We start from the raw sequence: 24,971 nt of genomic DNA on the forward strand, positions 1-24,971 counted from the left end.
CTGCGGGGCGCGGAAGCGTACGGTCGTACTAATCCTAGGGTGAAAACTCTAACTTGCGAGCTTGTTTGGTTTTAAACGCAGTCGTCATAATGAGCACGCCTTTTGATCGGAGGAGACACAATGAAACGAAAACTGGCCATTACGGGGGCTGCAGCGCTCGCATTTACGTTCGCGGGCGGTACGGCACATGCACAATCCGCCGGTGATTTCTACGTCAGCACCGGCTGGCTGCACCTTTCGCCGCAGGACAGCAGCGACCCGCTGTTCCTGTACGGTGTCGGCGGCACGCCCATCAACCAATCGATCCCCAACACGGGAGCCGGCATCAACGACGCCGATACGATTGGGCTCGCAGCTGGCTACTTCGTCACCGACCACATCTCCACCGAACTCGTCATGGGGATACCGCCGAAGTTCGACATTACCGGCAAGGGTCAGTTCGAAAAGTTCGGCGTACTCGGCCGCGCGTATCAGTGGAGCCCCGCCCTATTGCTTCGCTACCACTTCAACGACGCCAACGCGAAGTTCCGTCCGTATGTCGGCGTCGGCGCGACGTATGTCTGGTTCACCGGCGCAAAGATCACAAACAGCAGCTTCGAGAACGGCGTGCTCGGTGGCCCGACCAGCGCTACGACCAGCAACCAGTGGGCGCCCGTGTTCAATGCCGGCTTCACGTACAACTTCACGAAACACTGGTTCGGGGGGCTGTCGATCTCGTACATTCCGGTCAGCGTGACCGCAACCTTCACGACGGCCCGCCGGACGCCGGTCGGCACCCTGACCGAGACGTCGAAAGCGAAGATCTCGCTCAACCCGATCGTCACGTACCTCAACGTCGGCTACCGCTTCTAAGCGTAGTCGAATATTTGGGGAATGGTTAATCCTGCTGCAATTTGTAGCGGATTTTTCCTCGAGTAACGGGCCCGCGATGCAAAACGCCCCGGTCGGAATCCCGCCGGGGCGTCGTTTTTTCGCGTCAGGCACGTTCCCGTGCAGGGTTTTGCCGGATGCGCAGCGTTACACGATGTCGTCGAGTGCCGTCGGGCCGATCAGGTCGATGCGGTCCGTGCAGACCGCATCGACACCCCAGCGCACGAGTTCGCGCGCCCGGGCGAGGTCGTTGACCGTATAAACCAGGATGCGCAGCCCGGCCGCCTTGATCGCTCGCACGCGTGGTTCGTCGAGTTCCTTGTGGTTTGCGTGCAACGATACACAGCCGAGCGCGCCGACGACCTGCGCGTGCCAGTCGTCCGGCACCGCCTCGTACAGCATCCCGCGCGGCAGCGCCGGTGCGCTCGCGCGCGCCTGTTGCAGCGCGTCGAACGAGAACGACGACAGCAGCGGCGGCACCGCCGCGCCACGCCAGTACGCGGCCGCATCGGCCGCCACCCGCTGCCCCGTGTCGCGCTCGCGGCCCAGGCACGGCTTGATCTCGACGTTCGCCGCCAGCCCGTGCGCGATGCAGCGCGCCGCCGCCGCCTCGAGCGTCGGCATCCGTTCGCCTGCGAAGCGCGCGTCGAACCAGGCGCCCGCGTCGAGCGCGGCCAGCGCCGCATAACGCATGCCCGCCGCCGGCCCGCTGCCGCTCGACGTGCGGTCGACCGTATCGTCGTGCAGCAGGAACGTCACGTCGTCGGCGGACAGCTTCGCGTCGAACTCGACCATCCGGTGACCGCGCCGCGCGCCCTCGTCGAGCGCGGCGAGCGTGTTCTCCGGCGCGAGCGTGCCGCCGCCGCGATGGGCGACGACGCGCGGATAGGGCCAGTCGGTACGGGAAGTCATCGTGGGCCTCGCAGCAGGTTCGTCAGGATCAGCCGGCGCGCTTGCCGGTCTCGGGATCGAAGAAATGCAGCCGGTGCGCGGGCAGCGCGGCGGCGAGTGCCGTGCCGCGCGCGGGACGATCCGCGTGCGGCAGGCGCACCGCGACGTCGTGGTTGCCCCAGCGGCCGTGCGCGAGGTTGTCCGCGCCGAGCAGCTCGCACGAGTCGACCGGCAGCGCCGCCTGCGCGACACCCGGCTGCGGCGTCATGTGTTCGGGACGCACGCCGAGCACCCAGTCGCGCCCGGTGGCGATCGCGGTGCCGATGCCGGGCGCGCCGGCGACCGGCAGCGCCGGGCCGCCGCCCGCGACCGTAAACGTCGCGCCATCCTCCGACAGCCGGCCGTGCATCAGGTTCATCGCCGGCGAGCCGATGAAGCCCGCGACGAACACCGTCGCCGGCTTCTCGTACACGTCGACCGGCGCGCCGATCTGCTCCGCATAGCCGCGGTTCATCACGATCACGCGCTGCGCGAGCGTCATCGCCTCGATCTGGTCGTGCGTCACATACACGCTCGTCGTCGCGAGCCGCGCATGCAGCCGCTGGATCTCGAGCCGCATCTGCACGCGCAGCTTCGCATCGAGGTTCGACAGCGGCTCGTCGAACAGGAACACCGACGGCTCGCGCACGATCGCACGCCCCATCGCGACGCGCTGCCGCTGGCCGCCCGACAGCTCACGCGGCCGCCGCGCGAGCAGCGGCTCGAGTTCGAGGATCTTCGCGGCCGCTGCCACCCGCGCGTCGATCGCCGCGCGCTCGATGCCACGGATCTTCAGCCCGTAGCCCATGTTCTGCGCGACCGTCATGTGCGGATACAGCGCGTAGTTCTGGAACACCATCGCGATGTCGCGATCCTTCGGCTCCAGCGCGTTGACCACGCGATCGCCGATCGCGATCTCGCCGTCCGTCACCGTCTCGAGCCCCGCGATCATTCGCAGCAGCGTCGACTTGCCACAGCCCGACGGGCCGACCAGCACGATGAATTCGCCATCGGCGATCTCCACGTCGATGCCATGCAACACGTGCTGCTTGCCGTCGTAGGATTTCCTGACGCCCTTCAAGCTCAGCGCAGCCATACCTGGTCCTTCTCCCGGTTACCGTCGTTGGTTACTTCTCGGAATCGACGAGGCCGCGCACGAACCAGCGCTGCATCGCCAGCACGACGACGAGCGGCGGAATCATCGCCAGCAGCGTCGCCGCCATCACGTATTGCCATTCGGTCGCGGCGTCGCCGCTCGCGATCATCGTCTTGATGCCGACCACCGCCGTCGACAGCGACGCCTCCGTCGTGATCAGGATCGGCCACAGATACTGGTTCCAGCCGTAGATGAACGTGATCACGAACAGCGCCGCGATGCTCGTCTTCGACAGCGGCAGCACGACGTCCCAGAAGAAGCGCAGCGGCCCCGCGCCGTCGATGCGTGCGGCGTCCATCAGCTCGTCGGGCAGCGTCATGAAGAACTGGCGGAACAGGAACGTCGCGGTCGCCGACGCGATCAGTGGCAGCGTGAGTCCGGCGTAGGTGTTCGTCAGATGCAGCGTCGACACGACCTGCACCGTCGGAAAGATCCGCACCTCGACCGGCAGCATCAGCGTGATGAAGATCAGCCAGAACGCCGTGTTGCGGAACGGGAAGCGGAAGTAGACGATCGCGTACGCGGACAGGATCGACATCGCGATCTTGCCGACCGCGATGCCGAGCGCCATCACGAAGCTGTTCACGAGCAGCCGGCCGAACGGCGCGGTCGTGCCGCCGCTGCCGTGCCCCCAGATGTACGCGATGTTCTCCAGCAGGTGCGTGCTCGGCACCAGCGACAGCGGGATCGTGAACACTTCCTGCGCGTTCATCGTCGCCGCGCAGAACGCGACGTACACGGGGAACACGATCAGCACGACGCCCGCGATCAGTACCGCGTGGCAGAACAGGTCGAAGCCCTTGCGATTTTCGATCATGCGTATTGCACCCTGCGTTCGACGAAGCGGAACTGGATTACCGTGAGCCCGACCACGATGATCATCAGCACGACCGACTGCGCACCCGAACTGCCGATGTCGAGCCCCTGGAAACCTTCCGTGAAGATCTTGTAGATCAGCGTCTTCGTGCTTTGCGCGGGGCCGCCCGCGGTGGCCGCGTCGATCACCGGGAAGGTGTCGAAGAACGCGTAGACGAGGTTCACGACCAGCAGGAAGAAGCTCGTCGGCGACAGCAGCGGCAGCACGATGTTGAAGAAGCGCCGCACCGGCCCCGCGCCGTCGATCGCCGCCGCCTCGATCAGCGAGCGCGGGATCGCCTGCAGCCCCGCGTAGAAGAACAGGAAGTTGTAGCTCACCTGCTTCCACACCGATGCGAGCACGACGAGGAACATCGCCTGGCCGCCGTTCAGCGCGTGATTCCACACGATGCCGCCCTTCGCGAGCGCATAGGTGACGAGGCCGATGCTCGGGTTGAACAGGAACGCCCACAGCACGGCGGCGATCGTCGGGGCGACCGCGTACGGCCAGATCAGCAGCGTGCGGTACACACGCGCGCCGCGGATCACGCGGTCGGCGCACGCGGCGAGCAGCAGCGACACGACGAGCCCACTGACCGTGACGAGCGAACTGAACACCAGCGTCGTGCGGAACGAGTCGAGGTACAGCGGATCGGCAAACAGGTGCGTGAAGTTCGCGAAGCCGACGAATTCGCTCGACGTGCCGAACGCGTCCTGCATCTGCGTTGACTGCCACAGCGCGACGCCGGCCGGCCACAGGAAGAATACGGCGGTGATCGCGAGTTGCGGCGCGATCAGCAGGTACGGCAGCAGGCTCGCGCCGAAACGGGAACGGGATTGCATCGCGGGCATCCGGTCAGGCAAAACGGAAAGGGAGCCGCGCCGCCGGCGCGCACGCGCGACGCGGCGGCCGGCGGCACGAACGCGATGCGGGCTCAGCCGCCCGACTTCTCGAAGCGGCGCAGCAGCTCGTCGCCGCGCGAGGCCGCCGAGTCGAGCGCGTCCTTCGGCGACTTCTTCTGCGCCCAGACCTGCTCCAGCTCTTCGTCGACGACCGTGCGGATCTGCGGCATGTTGCCGAGACGCAGCCCCTTTGTGTAGGGCAGCGGCGGCTTGTTCATCATCTGCTTGATCGCGGTTTCCGCGCTCGGGTTCTTCGCATAGAAACCCTGCTGGCGCGTGAGGTCGTACGCGGCCGTCGTGACCGGCAGGTAGCCCGTTTCCTGGTGCCACTTCGCGGCGATCGGCGGCGAGGCCAGGAACGCGAGGAATTTCGCGACGCCCTTGTAGGTCGCCGGATCCTTGCCGGCCAGCACCCACAGGCTCGCACCGCCGATGATCGCGTTCTGCGGTGCGCCCTTCACGTTCGCGTCGTACGGCATCATCCCGGTGCCGTAGCTGAACTTCGCGAACTTCTGCACGTTCGCGAGCGCGCCGGACGACGTCGTCATGATCCCGCAGTCGCCGCTGTAGAACTTCGCCGACGCTTCGTCCTTGCGGCCCGCATACGTGAACGTGCCGTCCTTCATCATCTGCTGCAGGAACGCGATGTGGGCGATCTGCTGCGGCTTGTTGAATTCGAGCACCGCGTCGGTGCCGTCGAAGCCGTTGTTGCGGCTCGCGAACGGCAGCGCATGCCACGCGCTGTAGTTCTCGAGCTGGATCCAGCCTTGCCAGCCGGTCGTGAAGCCGCACGCCATGCCCGACTTGCGCAGCTTCTCCGCGTCGGCCTGCACGTCGGCCCACGTCTTCGGCGGCTGGTTCGGATCGAGCCCGGCCTTCTTGAACGCGTCCTTGTTGTAGTACAGCACCGGCGTCGAGCTGTTGAACGGCATCGACACGAGATGGCCCGTCTTCGCATCGCTGTAGTAGCTCGCGATGGTCGGCACGAACGCCTTTTCGTCGAGCGGCATGCCGGCCTGCTTGAACACGTCGTAGACGGGCACGACGGCCTTCTTCGCCTGCATCATGGTCGCGGTGCCGACTTCATAGACCTGGAGGATCGCCGGCGCATTGCCGCTGCGATACGCGGCGATGCCCGCCGCGAGCGCCTGGTCGTAGGTGCCCTTGAAGACCGGCACGATCTTGTAGTCGCTCTGCGATGCATTGAACTGCGCGGCGAGCTCGTTCACGCGCTCGCCAAGCGCCGACTCCATCGCATGCCAGAACTGGATCTCCGTCACGGCGAACGCCGCATGCTGCACACCGAACATCAGCGCGCCGCCAAGCGCGATCGAACGAACCAGGGTCCCCGCAGGCTTCTTCTTCATCGACCTCTCTCCTATGAAAACGTTACCAACAGCGTGTGCAACATTCCCGTCGCCATTGAACCGGCGAAGTCTAGTGATCGTTTGTGACAGTCAGTTGTCGTTGATGACGAACAGGCGCTGATATTCCTTCAGCGCGAAGCGGTCGGTCATGCCGGCGATGTAGTGCGCGACGAGGCGTGGCTGCTGCGCGCCGTCGTCCGACTGGTATGGCGGCGGCAGCAGGCGCGGATCGTCGATGAACGCGTCGAACAACCCGGTGACGACACGCTGCGCCTTGTTCGCCATGCGCATCACCTTGTAGTGGCGGTACAGGTTCTTGAACAGGAAGCGCTTGAGGGCGGCCGCCTGCGCGGCGACCGCTTCGCTGTGCGCGACGAGCGGCGGCGCCGCGCGCACGTCGTCGAGCGACGTGGGCGCGACGCGGGCGAGATTGCGCGTGGTCTCGTCGATCAGGTCGACGATCAGCGTGTTGATGATGCGGCGCACCGTCTCGTGCACGAGGCGGCGGCCTTCGAGGTGCGGGAATTCGGCGAGCGCGGCGTCGTAGTGGCGCTGCCAGAGCTCGACTTCGGCGAGCTGCTCGACCGTGATCAGGCCGGAGCGCAGGCCGTCGTCGACGTCATGGTTGTTGTATGCGATTTCATCCGCGATGTTCGCGAGCTGCGCTTCCAGCGACGGCTGGCGGCCTTGCAGGAAACGCTCGCCGAGCGCGCCGAGCTTGCGTGCATTCTCGCGCGAGCAGTGCTTGAGGATGCCTTCGCGCGTCTCGAAGCACAGGTTCAGGCCGTTGAACGCGCCGTAGTGCTCCTCGAGCTCGTCGACGACGGCCAGGCTCTGCAGGTTGTGCTCGAAGCCGCCGTGCTCGCGCATGCACGCATTCAGCGCGTCCTGTCCGGCATGGCCGAACGGCGTATGGCCGAGATCGTGCGCAAGCGAGATCGCTTCGACGAGATCCTCGTTCAGGCGCAGGTTGCGCGCGACCGAACGCGCGATCTGCGCGACTTCGAGGCTGTGCGTGAGGCGGGTGCGGAACAGGTCGCCTTCGTGATTGACGAAGACCTGCGTCTTGTATTCGAGCCGGCGGAACGCGGTCGAATGAACGATGCGGTCGCGGTCGCGCTGGAATTCGGTGCGTGCCGCCGGCGGCGTTTCCTGATGACGGCGGCCGCGCGACTGCGACGCGTGGGCGGCATACGGAGCGAGATGGGCTTCCAGCGCCGCCAGCGTCGGCGGCTCGGCCGGCGCCGCGACGGATGCACGGCCGGCCTCGGGCAGTTTGCTGCTGGATGTCTCGCTCACGTCTCCTCCACGTCAGGGGCGCCGGGGCATCCGGGGCGCCGTTACCGGGTCGTCTGCGCCAGAGTAGCGAATACGACTTCGTCGGGCGCCTGGGTGATCAGCGTATCGCCGAATCGCTTCAGCAGGATGAACTTGATCGCGCCGGCTTCGGCCTTCTTGTCGACACGCATCAGGTCCATGTAGCGCGCGTCGCCGAGTGCCGGCCCGCGGACCGGCAGGTGCGCGGCGGCGATCACCGCATCGAGCCGCTGCCGAGACGCTTCGTCGAAGAGGCCGAGCCGCACCGACAGGTCGCCCGCCATCACCATCCCGCAGCCGACCGCTTCGCCGTGCAGCCACTCGCCGTAGCCGAGCCCGGCTTCGATCGCGTGGCCGAACGTATGGCCGAAGTTCAGGATCGCGCGCAGGCCGCCTTCGCGTTCGTCTGCCGCGACCACGCTCGCCTTGATCTCGCACGAGCGCTTCACCGCATGCGCGAGCGCGGCCGGCTCGCGGCGGTTCAGCGCGTCGACGTTCGCCTCGATCCAGTCGAAGAATTCCGCATCGGCGATCGCGCCCGTCTTGATGACCTCGGCCATGCCGGCCGCCAGCTCGCGATCGGGCAGCGTGGTCAGCGCGCCGATATCGGCGATCACCGCCTGCGGCTGGTAGAACGCGCCGATCATGTTCTTGCCGAGCGGATGGTTGATGCCGGTCTTGCCGCCGACCGACGAATCGACCTGCGACAGCAGCGTCGTCGGCACCTGGATGAACGGCACGCCGCGCATGTAGCACGCAGCGGCAAAGCCGGTCATGTCGCCGATCACGCCGCCGCCGAGTGCGACGAGCGTCGTCTTGCGATCGGCGCGCTCGGTCAGCAGGCCGTCGAAGATCAAGTTCAGCGTTTCCCAGTTCTTGTAGGCCTCGCCGTCAGGCAGCACGACCGTCGATACGCGCTTGCCGAGCGGCGCGAGCGCCGCGCGCAGCGCGTCGCCGTAGAGCGGATCGACCGTCGTGTTCGTGACGATCGTGACCGACGAACCGGTGATGTGAGGAGCGAACAGTTCGGTGCGGCCGATCAGGCCGGCACCAATGTGAATCGGGTAGGCGCGGTCGCCCAGATCGACGTTGACGGTAATCATGCTTGTAGCGGCTTGGCGATGACGCCTGCCAGTTCGAGTTGCATCAGCACCATGTTGACGAGGCCGTTGACCGACGGACGGCCGGTCTCGATGATGAAGTCCGCGCATTCGCGGTACAGCGGGTCGCGCACTTCGTAGAGCGCTTCGAGACGCGCCTTCGGATCTTCGGTCTGCAACAGCGGGCGGTTCTTGTCCTTGCGCGTGCGCAGCCACAGATCGTGCGGATTGGCACGCAGATAGATCACGATGCCGTTGCCTTTCAGGCAATCGCGATTTTCGGGGCGCAGCACCGCGCCGCCGCCCGTCGCGAGCACGATGTTCTCGCGCTGCGTCAGATCGGCGATCACCTGCGATTCGCGGTCGCGGAAGCCGGCCTCGCCTTCCATCTCGAAGATCACAGGAATGCGCGCACCCGTGCGGGCCTCGATTTCGTGGTCGGAATCGAAGAACGTCCTGTCGAGCCGGCGCGCGACCGCACGGCCCACGGTGGTCTTACCCGCTCCCATAAGGCCGACGAAAAATACGTTTGCATGTGGGTCCCGCGCTTGCAACGGCTTCCTCTGCTTGAATCTTGCTGGTGTGTGGCGCAGCTTACTGGCAAAGCGGCTGCCTTGTCGAGCCTGCGCCATCGGCTTCAGGCCCCGTTTTTCCTGCATCCGCGTCGCCCGCGCTGGCTGTCTCGCAACGCGCGCCGACGACCGTCGGCGTAATGAAGACGACCAGTTCGCTGCGCTGGTCGCGCCGCGCGCGGTGCCGGAAAAGCGCGCCCAGAACCGGTATTTTGCCCAAGAGCGGCACCCGCGTCACATCGTCTCTGTTCAACTGCTCATAAATCCCGCCGATCGCAACCGTCCCGCCATCCTCGACCTCCACGCGCGTCTGCACGTGCTTCGTATGAATCGCCGGGCCGGCAGCAGTCGGCTCGCCGATGCTGTCCTTCGTCACGTCCAGGTCGAGCACGACGCGCCCGTCGGGTGTGATCTGCGGCTCAACCTCGAGCTTCAGCGTCGCGCGGCGGAACTGCACGCCGCTCACGCCGTTGCCGACCTTGGCCTGGTACGGCAGCTCCGAACCCTGCTCGACGATCGCCTTCACGCGGTCGGCCGTCACCACGCGCGGGCTGGAGACGATCTGGCCCCGCCCCTGTGCCTCGAGCGCGCTCAGCTCGACGTCGAGTACGCGGCTGAGCGGCGCGGCGAACAATGTGAAGCCCGCCGTCGCCGCCTCGAACCCGCCGAGCGGCCGCGCGGCCAGGTCGAGCGCGTTACGCGTGTCTGTCGCGAATGCCGCACCGTCGGTGGCGGGCGCCCGCCCCTGCGCGCGCAGCGCGACGCGTGCGCCGAGGTTGCGCGAGAAGCCCTGTTCGCCTTCGACGATGCGCGCCTCGATCCGGACTTGCCGCGACGGCCGGTCGATCGCGTCGATCAGGCCCGCGATCTGCACGATGCGCGGCTCGAGGTCGGTGACGAACAGCAGGTTCGTGCGCGGATCGGCCGCGGCGGCACCACGTTTCGACAGCAGGCGCTGGCCGGTCGCACCGGCCAGCAGCCGCTGCACGTCCAGCGCGCGCGGGTAGCGCAGTGCGAAGGTCCGGCTCGCGAGCGGCTCCAGTTCGGCCGCACGGGCGTGCGTTTCGAAGCGCTCGCGCTCCCGCGCGGCGAGCTCGGCCGCCGGCGTGACCCAGATCACGTTGCCGCGCCGGGACATCGCGAGCCCGTGCGTGTCGAGCAACGTATCGAACACATCGCGCCAGCGGACATTGTTCAGACGTAACGTCACGGTGCCGCGCACCTGTTCGCCGACGATGATGTTGAGTCCGGTGAAGCGCGCGAGCGCGTCGAACGCGGCCGCGAGCCCGGCGCCTTGCAGATTCAGCGAGATCCGCCGCGCGTCGTCCGCATCGCCGGGGTGCCGCGCGGCGGCGTCGCTCATGCGCGTCGGCGGCGGCAATGGGACCGGCGGCCCTTCCAGCAGCGGCACCGGTGCGGTTGTGTCCGCCTGACGCGCTGCACGTGCTGCCTGATCGAACGGCGGTGGCCCCTCCTGCGCGGATGCGGTCCCATTCATACCGGCCGCGCCATCGAGCGCGTCCTGCGGCAGCGGCGTGTCCTGAGTGAGCACCTGCGGCGGTGCGATCGGCCAGCCTGCCGGTGGCAAGGGCGGCAGAGGCGGTAGCGCCGCGTGTGCCGCAGCCACGCCCAATCCGATCCAGCACGTGATTGCCCATCCTCCGAACTTCGTCATGGGCGGCCTCCGTCGTCCACGACCAACCGGCGCGCGCCATCGGCCGTCGCAAGCGTAACGGCTTCGGCGTCGACACGCATCACTCGCGACGCCCCGAGCGCTTCGCCCGGCGCGACGGCCGCGAACACGCCGTCACCGGCGTCGAACAACGCAAGCCCGGTGCGCGCGTCGCGAAACGTACCGGCCAGGCGCGGCACAGCATCGTCGGCCACCGTGGGCAAACCTGCGCCACCGAATGGATCGTCGCCGGGTGTACCGGCCAGCACGGGCAGCGAGCCGCCCGGAAAACGGGCACCCGTCAGCGCCGGAAACACGTCGATCGTCATGTCCACCCGCGACGTGGGCGGTTTTCGCTCGATATACAGCACCGACGGCACCACCAGCGCGGGAAAACCCGCCAGCCCGCCCATCAGCCGCAGCAGCGCTGCAAAGCCACCGTCCGCGACGATCCGCACCGTGCGCCGGCCATCCGGCGCCGCCTCGTCCGGGCGCCGCGGCTCGATCGACACGATCCGCAATCCGCTCGCCCCGGCCAAGTCGGCCAGCTCCAGCATCAGCGCGGGCCACGCCAGCGCACTCGGCGAGCGGACATTGCGCCCGGCAGCCGGGTCGGTGTCGCGCCGCCGCGCGGCGGTCGCGAGCAACCGCTGTGTGTCGGCGGCACGCACCTGTGCCGTTGCCAGCAGCGCGCGACTGCGTGCGAGTCCGCTCCAGTCGACGGCATCCGTCAGATGAATGCCGCCCGCCATCACGAACACGAATGCCACCACGCAGCCAACGGCGTGTGCCGTGGCCGGCGACACCCGCGTCATGCGGCCGAGCGACCCGGCAACGCCTGGCATGAACCGTTGCGCGACCGCTGTCATGCACCGCCTCCCGCTGCGCCCTGCCGCGGCGACGCGTCGTGCCAGCGCACCTGTACGGAAAACCGGAACGGCACGACTGCCCCCGTGACCGGCGTGACCGAAGCCGGCGTCAGCGCACCGATATCGAATCGCCAGTCGCGCTGGCCGGCCGCAATCCGCGCGAGCCATCGTGCGGCCGCCCGGTAACTCGTCGCGCGTGCGTCGAGCACGGCGCCAGACGAAGTCGCGCGCAATGCGTCGAGCCGAACGGTGTCGTCGCGCACCCGCGCCAGCGTCGCGAGGAGCCCGGTGGCACGCCGGTAAGGCGCGGCAAGTACGACCGACCGCGCATCGCGTTGCGCAAGATCAGCGGCCGCGCCAGCGGCGCGCCGCGCGGCATCGACCTGTGGCTGCAATTGCCGCAATTGCGCCTCCACACGCGTACGCTCGGCATCCACGCGCCATCTCCACACTGTCTGCGCCCCCGCCCAGACGCTGGCCCCGAATACGCCGAGTACGATCGCTGCCCCGCACTGCGTGGCACGGCGCCGCCGCAACGCCTGCGCCAGCCGCTCACGATACGGCAGCAGATTGAAGCCGCCGAGCGCGGCGTGGCCGACGACAACCCGCCCGCCCCCCGTATCGGCCATCATTCCCACACCCCGCGCAGCGCCAGCCCGACCGCGACGGCAAATGCCGGAGCGCCCGGCCCACCGGCGGGCCCGCGGGGCAGCCCGTTCCATCCGGTGCAGTCGAACGGCACCGCAGCCACACCGAGCGCATCGCCGATATCGGCGACCGATGTGCCGCAGCGGGCGATGCAGCGCGTGTCGCCGGCCACGAGCACGCAGCGCACCGGCGCGAATGCGCACTGGCGCAATGCGTCGGGGAGCGCCGCCTGCACGTCGCCAGACACCGCGAGCACCGGTGCGGCGACCGCGCCGTCGACCCGCCAGCCGTGCACGCCCGTGTCGCAGAACCAGAACGCGGCGTACGGGCCGTGCGCGTCGATTTCGAACTGCGCGGCATAGCGCAACGCGCGCAGCGCGGCAGCCGACTCGCCGTCAACGGCCGTCAGGTCAATGCCGGCCTGCGCGGCCACGTCGATCCGCCGCTCGAGCAATGCCTGCGGCGCCACGGCGACCGCAATCTCATCAGGACACGCGCCGTCGTCCTGCCGCCAGTCGAACGCGAGGCTGTCCGGCGCCAGCCCCGAAATGCGCTCGGCCGCCTGCCGGGCGGCATGGGCGACGTCGTCGCGCCCGGCCAGGTCGAGCGTCGCGGTCCGCATCTCGTCGTCGCGCAGCGCCATCACGCCGCGCGCATCGCAGCGCACACCAGCCGCCGACAGCCGCGACATAGCTGCCGCCAGCGCCCTTGCGACCGCGGCCCAGCGCGCGTCCTCCGGACCGTCCGCCAGCCCCACCGGCTCCCGCTCGAGCCCTTCGACCCGCACATCCGCGACCCGGCCGCGCCGGCTCAGCACGGCCACCCTCACCTCGTCCGCCCCGACGTCGATTCCCGTCGAACGGTGCCTGCCCGGCGCGAACCGCGCCGCCCATCGTCCTGTCATCCCTGCCTCCCGCGATCGTTGCGGCCCACGCCGCGTTTCCGATGCCTGATTCTGCAAAGCGGCGCGTTTGTCCGACAGTCGGCCGAACGGCCAGGCATGGCGCGCAACGGCCTCGCGGACGCTATGCTGGGGGCACCGCGATCCGCCGCTTTCCGGCGGGCGCCCGCCCGCGTCAGGACCGGTCTTACCGGGCAGCTATAATCGCGGGACTGTTTTCCGGTATGCCTATGCAATCCACGTCTCCTACGTCCCCGCCTCCCGCGCCCGAGCCGAAGAAGCGGCCCTGGTGGCAGAAAGTCCTGATCGGCGTCGCCGCGATGTGCGTGGCCCTCGTCGTGGCCGGCGGCCTCGTGCTCGGCTACGCGCTCGTCGTCGCGTGGCCGAACATGCCGTCGCTCGACGCACTGACCGACTATCGTCCGAAGGTACCGCTGCGCATCTATACGTCCGATCACGTGCTGATCGGCGAATTCGGCGAGGAACGCCGCGACATCGTCCATTTCAAGGACGTGCCCGACTCGCTCAAGAAAGCGATCCTCGCGATCGAGGATGCGCGCTTCTACGATCACGGCGGCGTCGACCTCACCGGCATCGCCCGCGCGGGCTTCGTCGCGCTGACGAACGGCCATGCGTCGCAGGGCGCGAGCACGATCACGATGCAGGTCGCGCGCAACTTCTTCCTGTCGAGCGAAAAGACCTACACGCGCAAGATCTACGAGATGCTGCTCGCGTACCGGATCGAGCGCGCGCTGACGAAGGATCAGATTCTCGAGGTGTACATGAATCAGATCTATCTCGGCCAGCGTGCGTACGGCTTCGCGAGCGCCGCGCGCGTGTATTTCGGCAAGGACCTGAAGGACATCACGCTCGCCGAAGCGGCGATGCTCGCGGGGCTGCCGAAGGCGCCGTCCGCGTATAACCCGGTCGTCAATCCGAAGCGCGCGAAAGTCCGCCAGGAATACATCCTGCAGCGGATGCTCGAGCTGAACTTCATCACGCGCGAGCAGTACGACGAGGCCGTCGCGCAACCGCTCGTCGTCAAGGGCGCGGGTCGCGAGTTCAGCGTGCACGCCGAGTACGTCGCGGAAATGGTCCGGCAGATGATGTACGCGCAGTACCGCGAGGAAACCTATACGCGCGGCTTCAATGTCGTCACGACGATCGATTCCGCCGACCAGCAGGTCGCGTACACCGCGCTGCGCAAGGGCATCATGGATTACGAGCGCCGCCACGGCTATCGCGGGCCGGAAGGCTTCATCGAGCTGCCGGCCGGAGCCGACGACCGCGAGCAGGCAATCGACGACGCGCTGCTCGAGCACCCCGACAACGGCGAGCTGATCGCGGCGGTCGTCACCGCGGCAACCCCGCGCCAGATCACGGTTGCCTTCATCGACGGCAGCAGCGCGACGATCGAAGGCGACAACCTGCGCTTCGCATCGAGCGCGCTGTCGGCCAGCGCGCAGCCGAACCGCCGCATCCGCCCGGGCGCGATCGTCCGTGTCGTGAAGAACGACGCCGGCAAGTGGTCGATCACGCAGTTGCCGCAAGTCGAGGGTGCGTTCATCTCGATCGTCCCGCAGGACGGCGCGATCCGCTCGCTCGTCGGCGGCTTCGACTACAACAAGAACAAGTTCAACCACGTCACGCAGGCGTGGCGGCAGCCGGGTTCGTCGTTCAAGCCGTTCATCTACTCGGCGTCGCTCGACAAGGGCCTCGGCCCGGCCACGGTGATCAACGACGGCCCGCTGTATTTCAGCGCCGCGGAAACCGGCGGCCAGCCGTGGGAACCGAAGAACTACGGCGGCGGCTTCGAAGGCCCGATGTCGATGCGCACCGCGCTGCAGCGCTCGCGCAACCTCGTGTCGATCCGGATCCTGAACCACATCGGCACGAAGTACGCGCAGCAGTACATCACGCGCTTCGGCTTCGACGCCGACCGTCATCCGGCCTACCTGCCGATGGCGCTCGGCGCGGGCCAGGTCACGCCGCTGCAGATGGCCGGCGCGTACTCGGTATTCGCGAACGGCGGCTTCCGCGTGAATCCGTACCTGATCGCCGAAGTGACCGATCCGAACGGCGCGATCGTCGCCCGCGCGCAGCCGCTCGTTGCCGAGCAGAACGCGCCGCGCGCGATCGACGCACGCAACGCGTACGTGACGAACAGCCTGCTGCAGAGCGTCGCGCAGCGCGGCACGGGCGCGCGCACCAACGTGCTGAAGCGTACCGACCTCGCGGGCAAGACCGGCACGACGAACGACTCGCACGACGCGTGGTTCGCCGGCTACCAGCACACGCTCGCGGCGATCGCATGGATCGGCTACGACAACCCGCGCAGCCTCGGCGATCGCGAAACCGGCGGCGGCCTGTCGCTGCCGGTCTGGATCGACTACATGGGCGCGGCGTTGAAGGGCGTGCCGGAGTTCAAGCCGACGATGCCGGACGACGTCCAGTCGCTCGGCGGCGAACTGTACTTCACCGAGTTCGCGCCGGGGCACGGCTTCGTGTCGACGGTCGGCGTGCCGCAGGCGCCGTCCACGCAGAACGTCGAAGAAGCGGTGCCGCACGTCGACGAGCAGGAAAAGCAGGACATCATGAACCTGTTCCGCGGCCACTGACGAACGGCCCGAACATGCAAAAGCGCCCCGCGGGGCGCTTTTTCTTTGTGCGTTGATCCGACGTATCGGCGCCCCGCCGGGCGGGCGTGCCGGTCGTTACGCGCCGAACGAGATCGGCAGGCCGGCCTGCTGCGTCGCGTAGTCGGTGAGTGCCGAGAAGAATTCGGTGCCGGTGCGCGTATCGCGCCATTCGCCGTCCACGAAACGGTAATGGAAACCGCCCGCCTTCGCGGCGATCCACAGCTCCTTCATCGGCGGCTGCAGGTTGATGATGATCTTCGAGCCGTTCTCGAACGTCAGCGTCAGCACGCCGCCGTTGCGCTCCAGATCGATGTCGTGATCGCCGTCGTTCGCGGCATCCACGGTACGCTCGACGGCCGCCAGCACGGCCTCGGCACGGGCCAGGTATTCAGTATCGGACATGCTAAACTCTATCGGTTAAATTGTTCAGGGACGATCATGCGAGTCGTTTTCCGGATGAGCGCGATTGTAGCGGCTTTGGCGATTCTTGCCGGCTGCGGTCAACGCGGTCCGCTCTATCTGCCTACCGTGCCCCCGTTGCCGGCGAAGCCCATCCAGCAGCAGGACACGCCGCCGTCGGACGTCACGCCGACCGATGAAAACGCGTCGTCCGACAGCATTCCCGATTCTTCCGGCACGCCGCTCACGCTGTCGCCCGAGCTGTCGAACGGTGCGTCGAAGGCCGCCACGCCGGCATCGGGCCCAGCCTCCACGCAGTAGTCGCGCGCCGCCGCGCGCGCGGTTTCTTTCGCGAAAAAGGCGATGACCTCCCGTCATCGCCTTTTGTTTTTTCGGGTCGGCATCGTCACGCGCGGATGCGCCGCCAGCCCCATCCAAGCAGCCGCCAGCCGAGCAGCACCGCGACGATCGTCGCGTAAAGCTTCGGCTGCGCGAGATCGTCCTTGCCGGCCCGCATCCACCAGAAATGCAGCACGCCGAACAGCGCGATTGCATAGATCGCGCGATGTAGCGTCGCCCAGTGACGGCCGAGCCGGCGCACCATCGCACGCGGCGATGTCGCGGCCAGCGGAATCAGCAGCACGAACGCGGCGAAACCGACCGTGATGAACGGACGCTTGCCGACGTCCTTCAGGATCGCGAGCACGTCGAACCACTTGTCGAACCACAGATACGTCGTGAAATGCAGCGTCGCGTAAAAGAACGCGAACAGGCCGATCATCCGGCGAAAGCGCAGCAGCGCGGGAACGCCCGTCACGCGCCGAAGCGGCGTGACGGCGAGCGTGACGCAGAGCATCACCAGCGTCCAGAGGCCCGTCGAGCGCGTGATGAATTCGATCGGGTTCGCGCCGAGCCGGTCGGTCAGCCCGAACAGCACGAGACGCGCGAGCGGATAGAGGCCGACCGCGAAAACCAGCACCTTGGCGGGCGCGAGCCAGCTCGGCGACGCAATACGTGCCGGGCCGCGCCGGGATGTCTCCGCAGTAGCCGTGTGCGTGCCGGACGCGCGAGCCGGTGTCAGCGTCGAAGGAGGCATGTCGTTTCTCACCGTCGCACTCAGAAGTTCTTCTTCAGGTCCATGCCTTGGTACATCGACGCGACGAGATCGCCATAGCCGTTGAACATCAGCGTCTTGCGCTTCGGCGTGAAGAAGCCGTCCTCGCCGATCCGGCGCTCGGTCGCCTGGCTCCAGCGCGGGTGATCGACATTCGGGTTCACGTTCGAATAGAAACCGTATTCGTTCGACGCATACGTGTTCCAGCTCGTCTTCGGCTGCTTGTCGACGAAGCGGATCTTCACGAGCGACTTCGCGCTCTTGAAACCGTACTTCCATGGCACGACGATCCGCACCGGCGCACCGTTCTGGTTCGGCAGCACTTGCCCGTAGACACCCATCGTCAGCAGCGTCAGCGGATTCATCGCCTCGTCCATCCGCAGCCCTTCCGAGTACGGCCAGTCGAGCACCGGCGTCGACAGCCCCGGCATCTGCGACGGATCAGCCAGCGTGATGAACTGCACGTATTTCGCGTTGCCGGTCGGCTGCACGCGCTTGATCAGCTCTGACAACGGCACGCCGATCCACGGAATCACCATCGACCAGCCCTCGACGCAGCGCAGCCGGTACACGCGCTCCTCGAGCGGCGCGAGCTTCAGCAGTTCGTCGAGATCGAATACCTTCGGGTGCAGCACCTCGCCCTCGACGCTCATGCGCCACGGGTGCGGCCGCAACGAGCCGGCGTTCTGCGCCGGGTCACCCTTGTCGGTGCCGAATTCGTAGAAGTTGTTGTAGGACGTGATGTCCTTGAACGGCGTCACCTTGTCGGCCGCGACGAACTTCGGGTTGGTTTTCGCCGCAAGCTTCGCGGCTCGCGCGTCGGGCGACGCATACGCGGCGAACGCCGTGCCGCTGCCGCCGAGCAATCCGCCCGCCGCAGCGAGGCCGGCCACCTGCAATACGCGCCGCCGGTTCTCGAACACCGCGCGCGGCGTAATCTGGCTCTGCGCGATATCACCGCCGGTCAGTACGGTGCGCATAGGGTGTTTGATCCACATCGTGCTGCTCCTCTCCTGCATGCGCGGCGCGCACGCTTCATGAGCGTTCGACCCGACCCATCATGCGCCGTTCGACGCCCGGGACCGCCCGCCCGTTACAAAAGAAAACCGCCGGGCACGCAGTGCGCCGGCGGTCTTTTGTCGGACCAGCGTCGGAAATCTTACAGCTTGCCGTAGCTGTGCAGCCCGGACAGGAACATGTTGACGCCGAGGAACGCGAACGTCGTCACGAGCAGGCCCGTGAGCGCCCACCAGGCGGCAACCGCGCCGCGCAAGCCCTTCATCAGGCGCATGTGCAGCCAGGCTGCGTAATTGAGCCACACGATCAGCGCCCAGGTTTCCTTCGGGTCCCAGCTCCAGTAGCCGCCCCATGCTTCCGCGGCCCACAACGCGCCGAGGATCGTCGCGATCGTGAAGAAAGCGAAGCCGACCGCGATCGACTTGTACATCACGTCGTCGAGCACCTCGAGCGTCGGCAGGCGATCGGCGAGCACGCCGCGCTCCTTCATCAGGTAAGCGACCGACACCATCGCCGACAGCGCGAAGCTGCCGTAGCCGATGAAGTTCGCCGGCACGTGGATCTTCATCCACCAGCTCTGCAGCGCCGGCACGAGCGGCTGGATCTGCTGCGCATCGCGCGCGACCGAGTACCACATCAGGAAGCCGACGGCCGCGCTGATGACCAGCAGCACGAATGCGCCAAGCGAGCGCGTGCCGTAGTGACCTTCGTAATACAGATAAAGCAGTGCGGTGATCAGGCTGAACAGCACGAACACTTCATACAGGTTCGACACGGGGATGTGCCCGACATCGGCACCGATCAGATAGGACTCGTACCAGCGCACCATCAGGCCGGTGAAACCCATCAGCACGGCGACCCACGTGAGCTTCTGTCCGATCGCGGAGCCCGACTCCGAACGTGCGAGCAAGCCGATCCAGTAGAAGATCGTCGCGAGCACGAACAGCGCGCTCATCCACAGGATCGCCGACTGGCTCGACAGGAAGTACTTGAGGAAGAACGCCGAATCGGCGCGCGCGAGATCGCCCTGGTAGATCTGGATCGACAGCAGTGACAGCACCGCGATCGACGCCATCATCAGCCGCGCGGGCTTCCAGCGCCAGCCGAGCACGACAAGCGCCGGCACCGTGCCGATCATCACTGCCTTGTCGTAGTAATTCATGTGTTCGTTGTAGTGCACGAACGCATAGCCCGCGCCGACCACGAGCGCCAGGGCAAACAGCCAGTCGATGACCGACAGGCGGGCGAGGAACGGACGGTCGTCGAACAACGGCGCCGGATTCGGGGCCAGGACCGGCCCCGAACGGGAAGAGGAAACTTGAGTGAGATCCATGATGTTACCGGGTGGAATTCTCGGAATCGGAACCGCCGCCGGCGGGCGGACGGGCAGTCGCTGCCGCACCAGCCGGCGCGGCGTCGCGCGGTGCGGCGCGCAAGGCGGCGCCGGCCGCGTCGCGCGTCTGCACGAATTCTTTCTCGAAATCGAAGGTCTTGCGGGCCGTGGACATTGCCATCACCACATCGACGCCCGAGCCGGCATCCTTGAGCCAGAACCAGAGGCGCCGCTCGCGCACGTAGAACATCGAGAAGATGCCGGCGACCAACAGCAGGCTGCCAAGATACACCAGATTCTTGCCGGGTGCGCGCGTCAACTGAAATACCGAAGCTTGCACCTGCTTGAAGGAGTCAAGCTGCAAATAGACCGGCGATCCATACAAAAAGCTGTCGGATAGCGCATTGATCGCGTTCTGAACGAAGCGGATCGTGTCCGTGCCCTGCTGGGCAGCCGGCTCGCCGGCGCGCTCGCGCGCGATCTGCCAGACCTCCCACATCGAGCCCTCGAGCATGCGCAGCAGCAGGCTGGCCGCCTTTTCCTGCTCGGCCTTCGGCACCGAACGGTCGATGAACGTCGCCACTGCCTGGAAGCCGCCGACCGGCTGGCCGTCGGCGCCGCGACCGACACTGTCGTCACTCGCCGCAAAAAGGGTCAGCACCTTGAACGCGCTGTCCTGCAGGCGGCTGCGCAGCGACGCCCCGGTCGTCGGCAGCGAACGTTGCGCGAAGCGTGCGGCGGCATCGGCGCGAACAGCCGGATCCTCGAGCGCTGCGCGCAGGCGCATCCATTCGCCGATCGAATCCTGGCTGTCGGCCGGAATCCGCATGTAGCGGAACGGATCGTTCGGGCTCGCACGCACGCCGGCGAGGAACACACGCGTGCCGCCCATGTCGACGGGCAGCATGTAGTTGTTGAATTCGCGCGCCTGGCCGTCCTTGCCACGAATCTTGTACTGCACCGAAGGGCCGATGTTGTGGAGCTGCATCGGCTTCGACGTCTTCGCGCCGGAACCGAGCCGCTCGTCGAACACCTCCTTGAGCGACTCCGTCTTCGCAACGCCGCGCACGTCCGGCTTGCCGTTCGCGTCGGCCATGTTCTCGACGTTGATCGCGCGGAAGTCGGAAAACTCGATCGTGTCGCCGTCGCTGCCCGGCATCTGCAGCGGCGCCGTACTGCCGATCGTGCCCTTCACCGCGAAGGTCTTCGCGTTGTCGCCCGTCATCGGGTAGGCCGTCATCTGCATCTGCGAGCCGCCGTCCTGGAAGCTCGACTGGTAGATCGACACGCCCTTGTACGTGAACGGCTTGTTGACCTCGACGCGCGCCGGGATCTTCTGGCCCGTCTCGCGATCGATCACGACGATGTCGCTCGCGAACAGCTTCGGCATCCCCGTCGTGTAGTAGTCGACGATGAACTTGTTGAGCTGGATCGAGAACGGCAGATCCTGGATCAGCGAACCGCTCGGCTGGTTCAGGATCGCGGTCGACACGAACTGGCCTTCCGGCACCCATGCGTAGCCGCGGAACGTCGGATTCGACGCGGACAGCCGGTGGTCGGACGAGATCTCGCTGATCGTCGCGCTCGTGTTGACCGGGCTCTTGCCGAACATCCACATCTGGAATTTGATCGGCAGGTTGCTGTCGAGCAGGCCGCCGATACAGATCACGACGATCGCAAGGTGCGCGGAGATGTAGCCCCACTTCGTCAGCGCGCCGCGCTTCGCGGAGATCAGCGTCGCGCCGTCGGTTTCACGCACGACGTGCTTGTAGCCGGCCTTGGTGACGAACGTGGCGAGCGTGGCCGCAGCGGTCGCACGCGTGCCGGACGCCGTGTATTCGGCCTTGTGGTGGAACGCGCGCAGACTGCCTTCGCGGACCTTGTCCTTCCAGCTCTTCGCATCGGCGAGCATCTTCGGTGCGTTGCGGATCACGCACAGCGAAATCGACACGACGAGGAAGATCAGGATCAGCATGAACCACCACGCGCTGTACACGTTGTACAGGCCCAGCGAGCGGAAGATGTCCGCCCAGAACGGCCCAAACTGGTTCACGTAGTTCGGATACGGGTCGTCCTGGGTCAGGACCGTGCCGACAATGCTCGCGATCGACAGCACCACCAGCAGCGCGATCGCGAAGCGCATCGAGCTCAGCAACTCGATTGCGCGCCTGGACGCACTTTGACCCGACTTCGACTGCAACCCCGACGTGGTAACGCTCATTCAAACTCCGACTAAGGGGAAACAGCCCCCAACGCTCACTATGTTCGCTGCCCCCCGAGGGGGCGGTCAGCACGCTTGGGGCGGCCCCCGGCGAGTGCTGACAACAAAAAAGGGCAAGGCGGCCGCAATCACGCGGCGCCCCACCCTTTTCTTGTTCTGACTCCGGCCGCCCTTCGGGCGCCCGGTCATTCCATTCGCGACGATCCGCTCAACGCAGGCCCGCGATGTAATCCGCGACGGCCTTGATTTCGGTGTCCGACAGACGCGATGCGATCTGATGCATCGCCTCGTTGTTGTTGCGCGCGCCGACACCCTGCTGGAACGCGGTCAACTGGGCAACCGTGTAATCGGCCCACTGCCCCGACAGACGCGGGTACTGGACCGGCATCCCCTGCCCCGTCGGCCCGTGGCAGCTCGCGCAGGCGGGTACACCCTTTTCCGCGATGCCGCCTCGATAGATCTTCTGACCGATCGGCACGGTCGCCGCATCACGTGCGGTGCCGAGCTTTGTCGTCTGCGACCCGTAATACGCGGCGACGTTGCGCATGTCGTCCGCACTCAACGCGCTCGCGAACCCGACCATCACCGGATTGGTCCGCGCCGGCCCCTTCGCACCCGGTTGGGCCTTGAAGTCGTTCAACTGCTTGACCAGATATTCGGGATGCTGGCCGGCGAGCTTCGGGAAACTGCCCGACGCGCTGTTGCCGTCGGCGCCGTGACACGACGCACAGACCTGCCCGGCAATCGCCTTGCCGCGGTCCAGATCCGGCTTTGCCGCATCCGCCGCGTTTGCCTCCGCTACGAAACCTACGAACCCTGCTGCAACCTGAAGCACCATCAGAGACTTGCACAGTCGATTCATTCGCACACCCTGTTTCGTCTTGTGGGAATTTGAGGTTCTGCAAAAAACGACATCGACCAGTCTACCGCAGAAGCTGCATAAAAGCGCGAGGCAGGCGCCCGCAGCCCTTCGGCAAAACCGTCGTATTGTACAATATCGCGCTGAAAGCTCCCGCGCCTATCGGGGCTACCCCGCCTCCACCAAGCGGCTCGCGCCGCCCCGTCCCTCCGGTTTCCCATGGCCTTTTTGCTCCATCAAGCCCGCTTCTACACGACCGTCAACCATCTGCGCGACCTGCCGCCGACGGTGCAGCCGGAAATCGCGTTCGCGGGCCGCTCGAATGCCGGCAAATCGACGGCGATCAACGTGCTGTGCAACCAGAAGCGGCTCGCCTTCGCGTCGAAGACGCCCGGCCGCACGCAGCACATCAACTACTTCTCCGTCGGCCCGGCCGCCGAGCCCGTCGCGAACCTCGTCGACCTGCCCGGCTACGGCTACGCGGAAGTGCCGGGGGCCGCGAAGGCCCACTGGGAAATGCTGCTGTCGTCCTACCTCGCAACCCGTTCGCAGCTGTGCGGCCTGATCCTGATGATGGATTCGCGCCGCCCGCTGACCGACCTCGATCGCCGGATGATCGAGTGGTTCGCGCCGACCGGCAAGCCGATCCACACGCTGCTGACGAAGTGCGACAAATTGACGCGGCAGGAAAGCATCAACGCGCTGCGCAACACGCAGAAGGGGCTCGACGCGTACCGCGACCAGGGCGTGAAGGGCAAACTGACCGTCCAGCTGTTCTCGGCACTGAAGCGCACCGGGCTCGACGAGGCGCACGAACTGATCGAAAGCTGGGTGCGGCCGTCCGTCGCCGACGAAAAAAGCGAGCCTGTAGCACAATGAGCGGGCAACGCGCGGCCGGGATCGGCTGTGCGCACCTGACGGCACCTGCGGATTCGGCCGGCTCATAAAAAAACCCGCCGTTGAACGGCGGGTCAAACAGCCTAATCGAAAAACGACAGGCACCCGCTCAGGGAGGAGAAGCGGGGAGCAGCGCGCTACGCGTGCCGCTCGATCGCTATCATATACCAACGATCTCGAAAATGACCTAAGGGTTCCGTAAGGTCCTTCTTGCCCTGATTTCTGCCAAATCGCCATGAGCTTCCATCCGCTTCACCGTCCGCGCCGGATGCGCCGCGACGACTTCTCCCGCCGCCTGATGCGCGAAAACCGCCTGACCACCGACGACCTGATCTACCCGGTGTTCGTCGTCGAAGGCACCAACGAACGCCAGCCCGTACCGTCGATGCCCGGCGTCGAGCGCGTGTCGGTCGATCTGCTGATGCATGTCGCCGAGCAGTGCGTCGAACTCGGCGTACCCGTGCTGTCGCTGTTCCCGGCCATCGAACCGTCGCTGAAAACGCCTGACGGGCGCGAAGCGGCCAATCCCGAAGGCCTGATCCCGCGCGCGGTGCGGGAGTTGAAGAAGCGCTTCCCCGAACTCGGCGTGCTGACCGACGTCGCGCTCGATCCGTACACGAGCCACGGCCAGGACGGCGTGCTCGACGAAAACGGCTACGTAATCAACGACGACACGATCGAGATCCTGGTCGACCAGGCGTGCGCACAGGCGGAGGCCGGCGTCGACATCGTCGCGCCGTCGGACATGATGGATGGGCGCATCGGCGCGATACGCGAAATGCTGGAAAGCGACGGCCACATCCATACGCGCATCATGGCCTATTCGGCCAAGTTCGCGTCGGCGTTCTACGGCCCGTTCCGCGATGCGGTCGGCTCGGCGTCCAATCTGGGCAAGGGCAACAAGATGACCTACCAGATGGATCCGGCGAACAGCGACGAAGCGCTGCGCGAAGTACGCCTCGACATCGACGAAGGCGCCGACATGGTGATGGTCAAGCCCGGCATGCCGTATCTCGACATCGTGCGCCGCGTGAAGGACGAGTTCCGCTTCCCGACCTACGTGTACCAGGTGAGTGGTGAATACGCGATGCTGAAGGCTGCCGCGATGAACGGCTGGCTCGACCACGACAAAGTCGTGCTCGAATCGCTGCTCGCATTCAAGCGTGCGGGTGCCGATGGCGTGCTCACGTACTTCGCGCTCGATGCCGCGCGTCTGCTGAAAGCGCAACGCTGAGCCGCGCGCCGGCCGGCACAATGAAAAACGGCGGGACACTTCGGTGTCCCGCCGTTTTCTTTTGCAGCGCGGCCGGTGCAGAGGCCGCCCATGCAGGG

Annotated in this window: 23 protein-coding genes; 5 read left to right on the plus strand and 18 right to left on the minus strand. The window is 66.6% G+C overall.

Annotated elements, in window-relative coordinates:
- Positions 1-120: 120 nt before the first annotated feature.
- Positions 121-852 (plus strand): OmpW family protein, encoded by a 732-nt coding sequence (locus DIE15_RS27615; protein WP_057924788.1) that lies wholly within the window; start codon positions 121-123, stop codon positions 850-852.
- Positions 853-1,017: 165 nt separating this feature from the next.
- Here DIE15_RS27615 and ugpQ read toward each other — a convergent pair whose 3' ends face one another.
- The 12 genes from ugpQ to DIE15_RS27675 form a co-directional block, all read right to left on the minus strand.
- The gene (gene ugpQ, locus DIE15_RS27620) at positions 1,018-1,782 is read right to left on the minus strand and encodes a glycerophosphodiester phosphodiesterase (RefSeq protein ID WP_124834832.1); all 765 of its coding nucleotides are present in this window, start codon (positions 1,780-1,782) and stop codon (positions 1,018-1,020) included.
- 28 nt (positions 1,783-1,810) lie between these two features.
- Entirely contained in the window at positions 1,811-2,896 is a 1,086-nt protein-coding gene (locus tag DIE15_RS27625; protein ID WP_124834833.1) for a sn-glycerol-3-phosphate import ATP-binding protein UgpC, read from the minus strand.
- A 31-nt stretch (positions 2,897-2,927) separates the two neighbouring features.
- Positions 2,928-3,773, minus strand: coding sequence for a sn-glycerol-3-phosphate ABC transporter permease UgpE (gene ugpE / locus DIE15_RS27630; protein ID WP_057924791.1), 846 nt, complete (start codon positions 3,771-3,773; stop codon positions 2,928-2,930).
- Positions 3,770-4,654: a sn-glycerol-3-phosphate ABC transporter permease UgpA gene (ugpA, locus tag DIE15_RS27635; RefSeq protein WP_057924841.1), complete on the minus strand. Its 885-nt coding sequence runs from the start codon at positions 4,652-4,654 to the stop codon at positions 3,770-3,772. The genes ugpE and ugpA overlap by 4 nt, the downstream gene beginning before the upstream one ends.
- 92 nt (positions 4,655-4,746) lie before the next feature.
- Positions 4,747-6,081: a sn-glycerol-3-phosphate ABC transporter substrate-binding protein UgpB gene (gene ugpB / locus DIE15_RS27640; protein ID WP_057924792.1), complete on the minus strand. Its 1,335-nt coding sequence runs from the start codon at positions 6,079-6,081 to the stop codon at positions 4,747-4,749.
- Between the two features lie 90 nt (positions 6,082-6,171).
- A complete protein-coding gene (locus tag DIE15_RS27645) occupies positions 6,172-7,380 on the minus strand; it encodes a deoxyguanosinetriphosphate triphosphohydrolase (RefSeq protein ID WP_124834834.1) in 1,209 nt (402 codons plus the stop codon).
- 41 nt (positions 7,381-7,421) lie between these two features.
- The gene (aroB, locus tag DIE15_RS27650) at positions 7,422-8,501 is read right to left on the minus strand and encodes a 3-dehydroquinate synthase (RefSeq protein WP_124834835.1); all 1,080 of its coding nucleotides are present in this window, start codon (positions 8,499-8,501) and stop codon (positions 7,422-7,424) included.
- Entirely contained in the window at positions 8,498-9,052 is a 555-nt protein-coding gene (locus tag DIE15_RS27655; RefSeq protein WP_063124306.1) for a shikimate kinase, read from the minus strand. The genes aroB and DIE15_RS27655 overlap by 4 nt, the downstream gene beginning before the upstream one ends.
- A gap of 40 nt (positions 9,053-9,092) precedes the next feature.
- Positions 9,093-10,745: a type IV pilus secretin PilQ gene (locus DIE15_RS27660; RefSeq protein ID WP_124834836.1), complete on the minus strand. Its 1,653-nt coding sequence runs from the start codon at positions 10,743-10,745 to the stop codon at positions 9,093-9,095.
- The gene (locus DIE15_RS27665) at positions 10,742-11,611 is read right to left on the minus strand and encodes a hypothetical protein (RefSeq protein WP_057924797.1); all 870 of its coding nucleotides are present in this window, start codon (positions 11,609-11,611) and stop codon (positions 10,742-10,744) included. The genes DIE15_RS27660 and DIE15_RS27665 overlap by 4 nt, the downstream gene beginning before the upstream one ends.
- On the minus strand, positions 11,608-12,243 hold the full coding sequence (locus DIE15_RS27670; protein WP_124834837.1) for a fimbrial protein: 636 nt from the start codon (positions 12,241-12,243) through the stop codon (positions 11,608-11,610). Before DIE15_RS27670 ends, DIE15_RS27665 begins: the two co-directional genes overlap by 4 nt.
- The gene (locus DIE15_RS27675; RefSeq protein WP_057924799.1) at positions 12,240-13,163 is read right to left on the minus strand and encodes a hypothetical protein; all 924 of its coding nucleotides are present in this window, start codon (positions 13,161-13,163) and stop codon (positions 12,240-12,242) included. Before DIE15_RS27675 ends, DIE15_RS27670 begins: the two co-directional genes overlap by 4 nt.
- 227 nt (positions 13,164-13,390) lie before the next feature.
- Here DIE15_RS27675 and DIE15_RS27680 point away from each other — a divergent pair, with 227 nt between their 5' ends.
- Positions 13,391-15,778 carry a penicillin-binding protein 1A gene (locus DIE15_RS27680; protein WP_124834838.1) on the plus strand — a complete coding sequence of 796 codons (2,388 nt, stop codon included), beginning with the start codon at positions 13,391-13,393 and terminating at the stop codon, positions 15,776-15,778.
- A gap of 96 nt (positions 15,779-15,874) precedes the next feature.
- On the opposite strand, the gene cyaY is transcribed toward DIE15_RS27680, so the two are convergent.
- A complete protein-coding gene (gene cyaY, locus DIE15_RS27685; protein ID WP_057924801.1) occupies positions 15,875-16,201 on the minus strand; it encodes an iron donor protein CyaY in 327 nt (108 codons plus the stop codon).
- A gap of 36 nt (positions 16,202-16,237) precedes the next feature.
- On the opposite strand from cyaY, the gene lptM reads away from it, so the two are divergent.
- Positions 16,238-16,519 carry an LPS translocon maturation chaperone LptM gene (gene lptM, locus DIE15_RS27690; RefSeq protein WP_057924802.1) on the plus strand — a complete coding sequence of 94 codons (282 nt, stop codon included), beginning with the start codon at positions 16,238-16,240 and terminating at the stop codon, positions 16,517-16,519.
- An 85-nt stretch (positions 16,520-16,604) separates the two neighbouring features.
- On the opposite strand, the gene msrQ is transcribed toward lptM, so the two are convergent.
- From msrQ to DIE15_RS27720, 5 genes are all read right to left on the minus strand, one after another.
- A complete protein-coding gene (msrQ, locus tag DIE15_RS27695; protein ID WP_124834839.1) occupies positions 16,605-17,294 on the minus strand; it encodes a protein-methionine-sulfoxide reductase heme-binding subunit MsrQ in 690 nt (229 codons plus the stop codon).
- Positions 17,295-17,314: 20 nt separating this feature from the next.
- Positions 17,315-18,310 (minus strand): protein-methionine-sulfoxide reductase catalytic subunit MsrP, encoded by a 996-nt coding sequence (msrP, locus tag DIE15_RS27700; RefSeq protein ID WP_124834840.1) that lies wholly within the window; start codon positions 18,308-18,310, stop codon positions 17,315-17,317.
- Positions 18,311-18,471: 161 nt separating this feature from the next.
- Positions 18,472-19,662, minus strand: a complete 1,191-nt coding sequence (gene ccsB / locus DIE15_RS27705; protein WP_057924804.1) for a c-type cytochrome biogenesis protein CcsB — start codon at positions 19,660-19,662, stop codon at positions 18,472-18,474.
- Positions 19,663-19,666: 4 nt separating this feature from the next.
- Positions 19,667-21,883: a cytochrome c biogenesis protein ResB gene (locus DIE15_RS27710; protein WP_124834841.1), complete on the minus strand. Its 2,217-nt coding sequence runs from the start codon at positions 21,881-21,883 to the stop codon at positions 19,667-19,669.
- Positions 21,884-22,091: 208 nt separating this feature from the next.
- The gene (locus DIE15_RS27720; RefSeq protein WP_124834847.1) at positions 22,092-22,745 is read right to left on the minus strand and encodes a cytochrome c; all 654 of its coding nucleotides are present in this window, start codon (positions 22,743-22,745) and stop codon (positions 22,092-22,094) included.
- 216 nt (positions 22,746-22,961) lie between these two features.
- Between DIE15_RS27720 and yihA the strand changes: the two genes are divergently transcribed.
- Both yihA and hemB read left to right on the plus strand, forming a co-directional pair.
- A complete protein-coding gene (gene yihA / locus DIE15_RS27725; RefSeq protein WP_044848923.1) occupies positions 22,962-23,621 on the plus strand; it encodes a ribosome biogenesis GTP-binding protein YihA/YsxC in 660 nt (219 codons plus the stop codon).
- Positions 23,622-23,874: 253 nt separating this feature from the next.
- Entirely contained in the window at positions 23,875-24,873 is a 999-nt protein-coding gene (gene hemB / locus DIE15_RS27730; protein WP_057924807.1) for a porphobilinogen synthase, read from the plus strand.
- Positions 24,874-24,971: the final 98 nt, after the last annotated feature.

Source organism: Burkholderia sp. Bp9031 (assembly GCF_003857965.1).
Taxonomy (GTDB): domain Bacteria; phylum Pseudomonadota; class Gammaproteobacteria; order Burkholderiales; family Burkholderiaceae; genus Burkholderia; species Burkholderia ambifaria_A.

Bases quoted from the DNA above. Each gene is read 5' to 3' on its own strand.
- DIE15_RS27670 (WP_124834837.1), bottom strand. From the start codon at position 12,243: ATGATGGCCGATACGGGGGGCGGGCGGGTTGTCGTCGGCCACGCCGCG.
- hemB (WP_057924807.1), top strand. From the start codon at position 23,875: ATGAGCTTCCATCCGCTTCACCGTCCGCGCCGGATGCGCCGCGACGAC.
- DIE15_RS27675 (WP_057924799.1), bottom strand. From the start codon at position 13,163: ATGACAGGACGATGGGCGGCGCGGTTCGCGCCGGGCAGGCACCGTTCG.
- yihA (WP_044848923.1), top strand. From the start codon at position 22,962: ATGGCCTTTTTGCTCCATCAAGCCCGCTTCTACACGACCGTCAACCAT.
- ccsB (WP_057924804.1), bottom strand. From the start codon at position 19,662: ATGGATCTCACTCAAGTTTCCTCTTCCCGTTCGGGGCCGGTCCTGGCC.
- cyaY (WP_057924801.1), bottom strand. From the start codon at position 16,201: ATGTCCGATACTGAATACCTGGCCCGTGCCGAGGCCGTGCTGGCGGCC.
- DIE15_RS27710 (WP_124834841.1), bottom strand. From the start codon at position 21,883: ATGAGCGTTACCACGTCGGGGTTGCAGTCGAAGTCGGGTCAAAGTGCG.
- ugpQ (WP_124834832.1), bottom strand. From the start codon at position 1,782: ATGACTTCCCGTACCGACTGGCCCTATCCGCGCGTCGTCGCCCATCGC.
- DIE15_RS27660 (WP_124834836.1), bottom strand. From the start codon at position 10,745: ATGACGAAGTTCGGAGGATGGGCAATCACGTGCTGGATCGGATTGGGC.
- DIE15_RS27615 (WP_057924788.1), top strand. From the start codon at position 121: ATGAAACGAAAACTGGCCATTACGGGGGCTGCAGCGCTCGCATTTACG.
- ugpB (WP_057924792.1), bottom strand. From the start codon at position 6,081: ATGAAGAAGAAGCCTGCGGGGACCCTGGTTCGTTCGATCGCGCTTGGC.
- msrQ (WP_124834839.1), bottom strand. From the start codon at position 17,294: ATGCCTCCTTCGACGCTGACACCGGCTCGCGCGTCCGGCACGCACACG.
- DIE15_RS27680 (WP_124834838.1), top strand. From the start codon at position 13,391: ATGCAATCCACGTCTCCTACGTCCCCGCCTCCCGCGCCCGAGCCGAAG.
- ugpA (WP_057924841.1), bottom strand. From the start codon at position 4,654: ATGCAATCCCGTTCCCGTTTCGGCGCGAGCCTGCTGCCGTACCTGCTG.
- msrP (WP_124834840.1), bottom strand. From the start codon at position 18,310: ATGTGGATCAAACACCCTATGCGCACCGTACTGACCGGCGGTGATATC.
- DIE15_RS27665 (WP_057924797.1), bottom strand. From the start codon at position 11,611: ATGACAGCGGTCGCGCAACGGTTCATGCCAGGCGTTGCCGGGTCGCTC.
- ugpE (WP_057924791.1), bottom strand. From the start codon at position 3,773: ATGATCGAAAATCGCAAGGGCTTCGACCTGTTCTGCCACGCGGTACTG.
- DIE15_RS27625 (WP_124834833.1), bottom strand. From the start codon at position 2,896: ATGGCTGCGCTGAGCTTGAAGGGCGTCAGGAAATCCTACGACGGCAAG.
- DIE15_RS27720 (WP_124834847.1), bottom strand. From the start codon at position 22,745: ATGAATCGACTGTGCAAGTCTCTGATGGTGCTTCAGGTTGCAGCAGGG.
- aroB (WP_124834835.1), bottom strand. From the start codon at position 8,501: ATGATTACCGTCAACGTCGATCTGGGCGACCGCGCCTACCCGATTCAC.
- lptM (WP_057924802.1), top strand. From the start codon at position 16,238: ATGCGAGTCGTTTTCCGGATGAGCGCGATTGTAGCGGCTTTGGCGATT.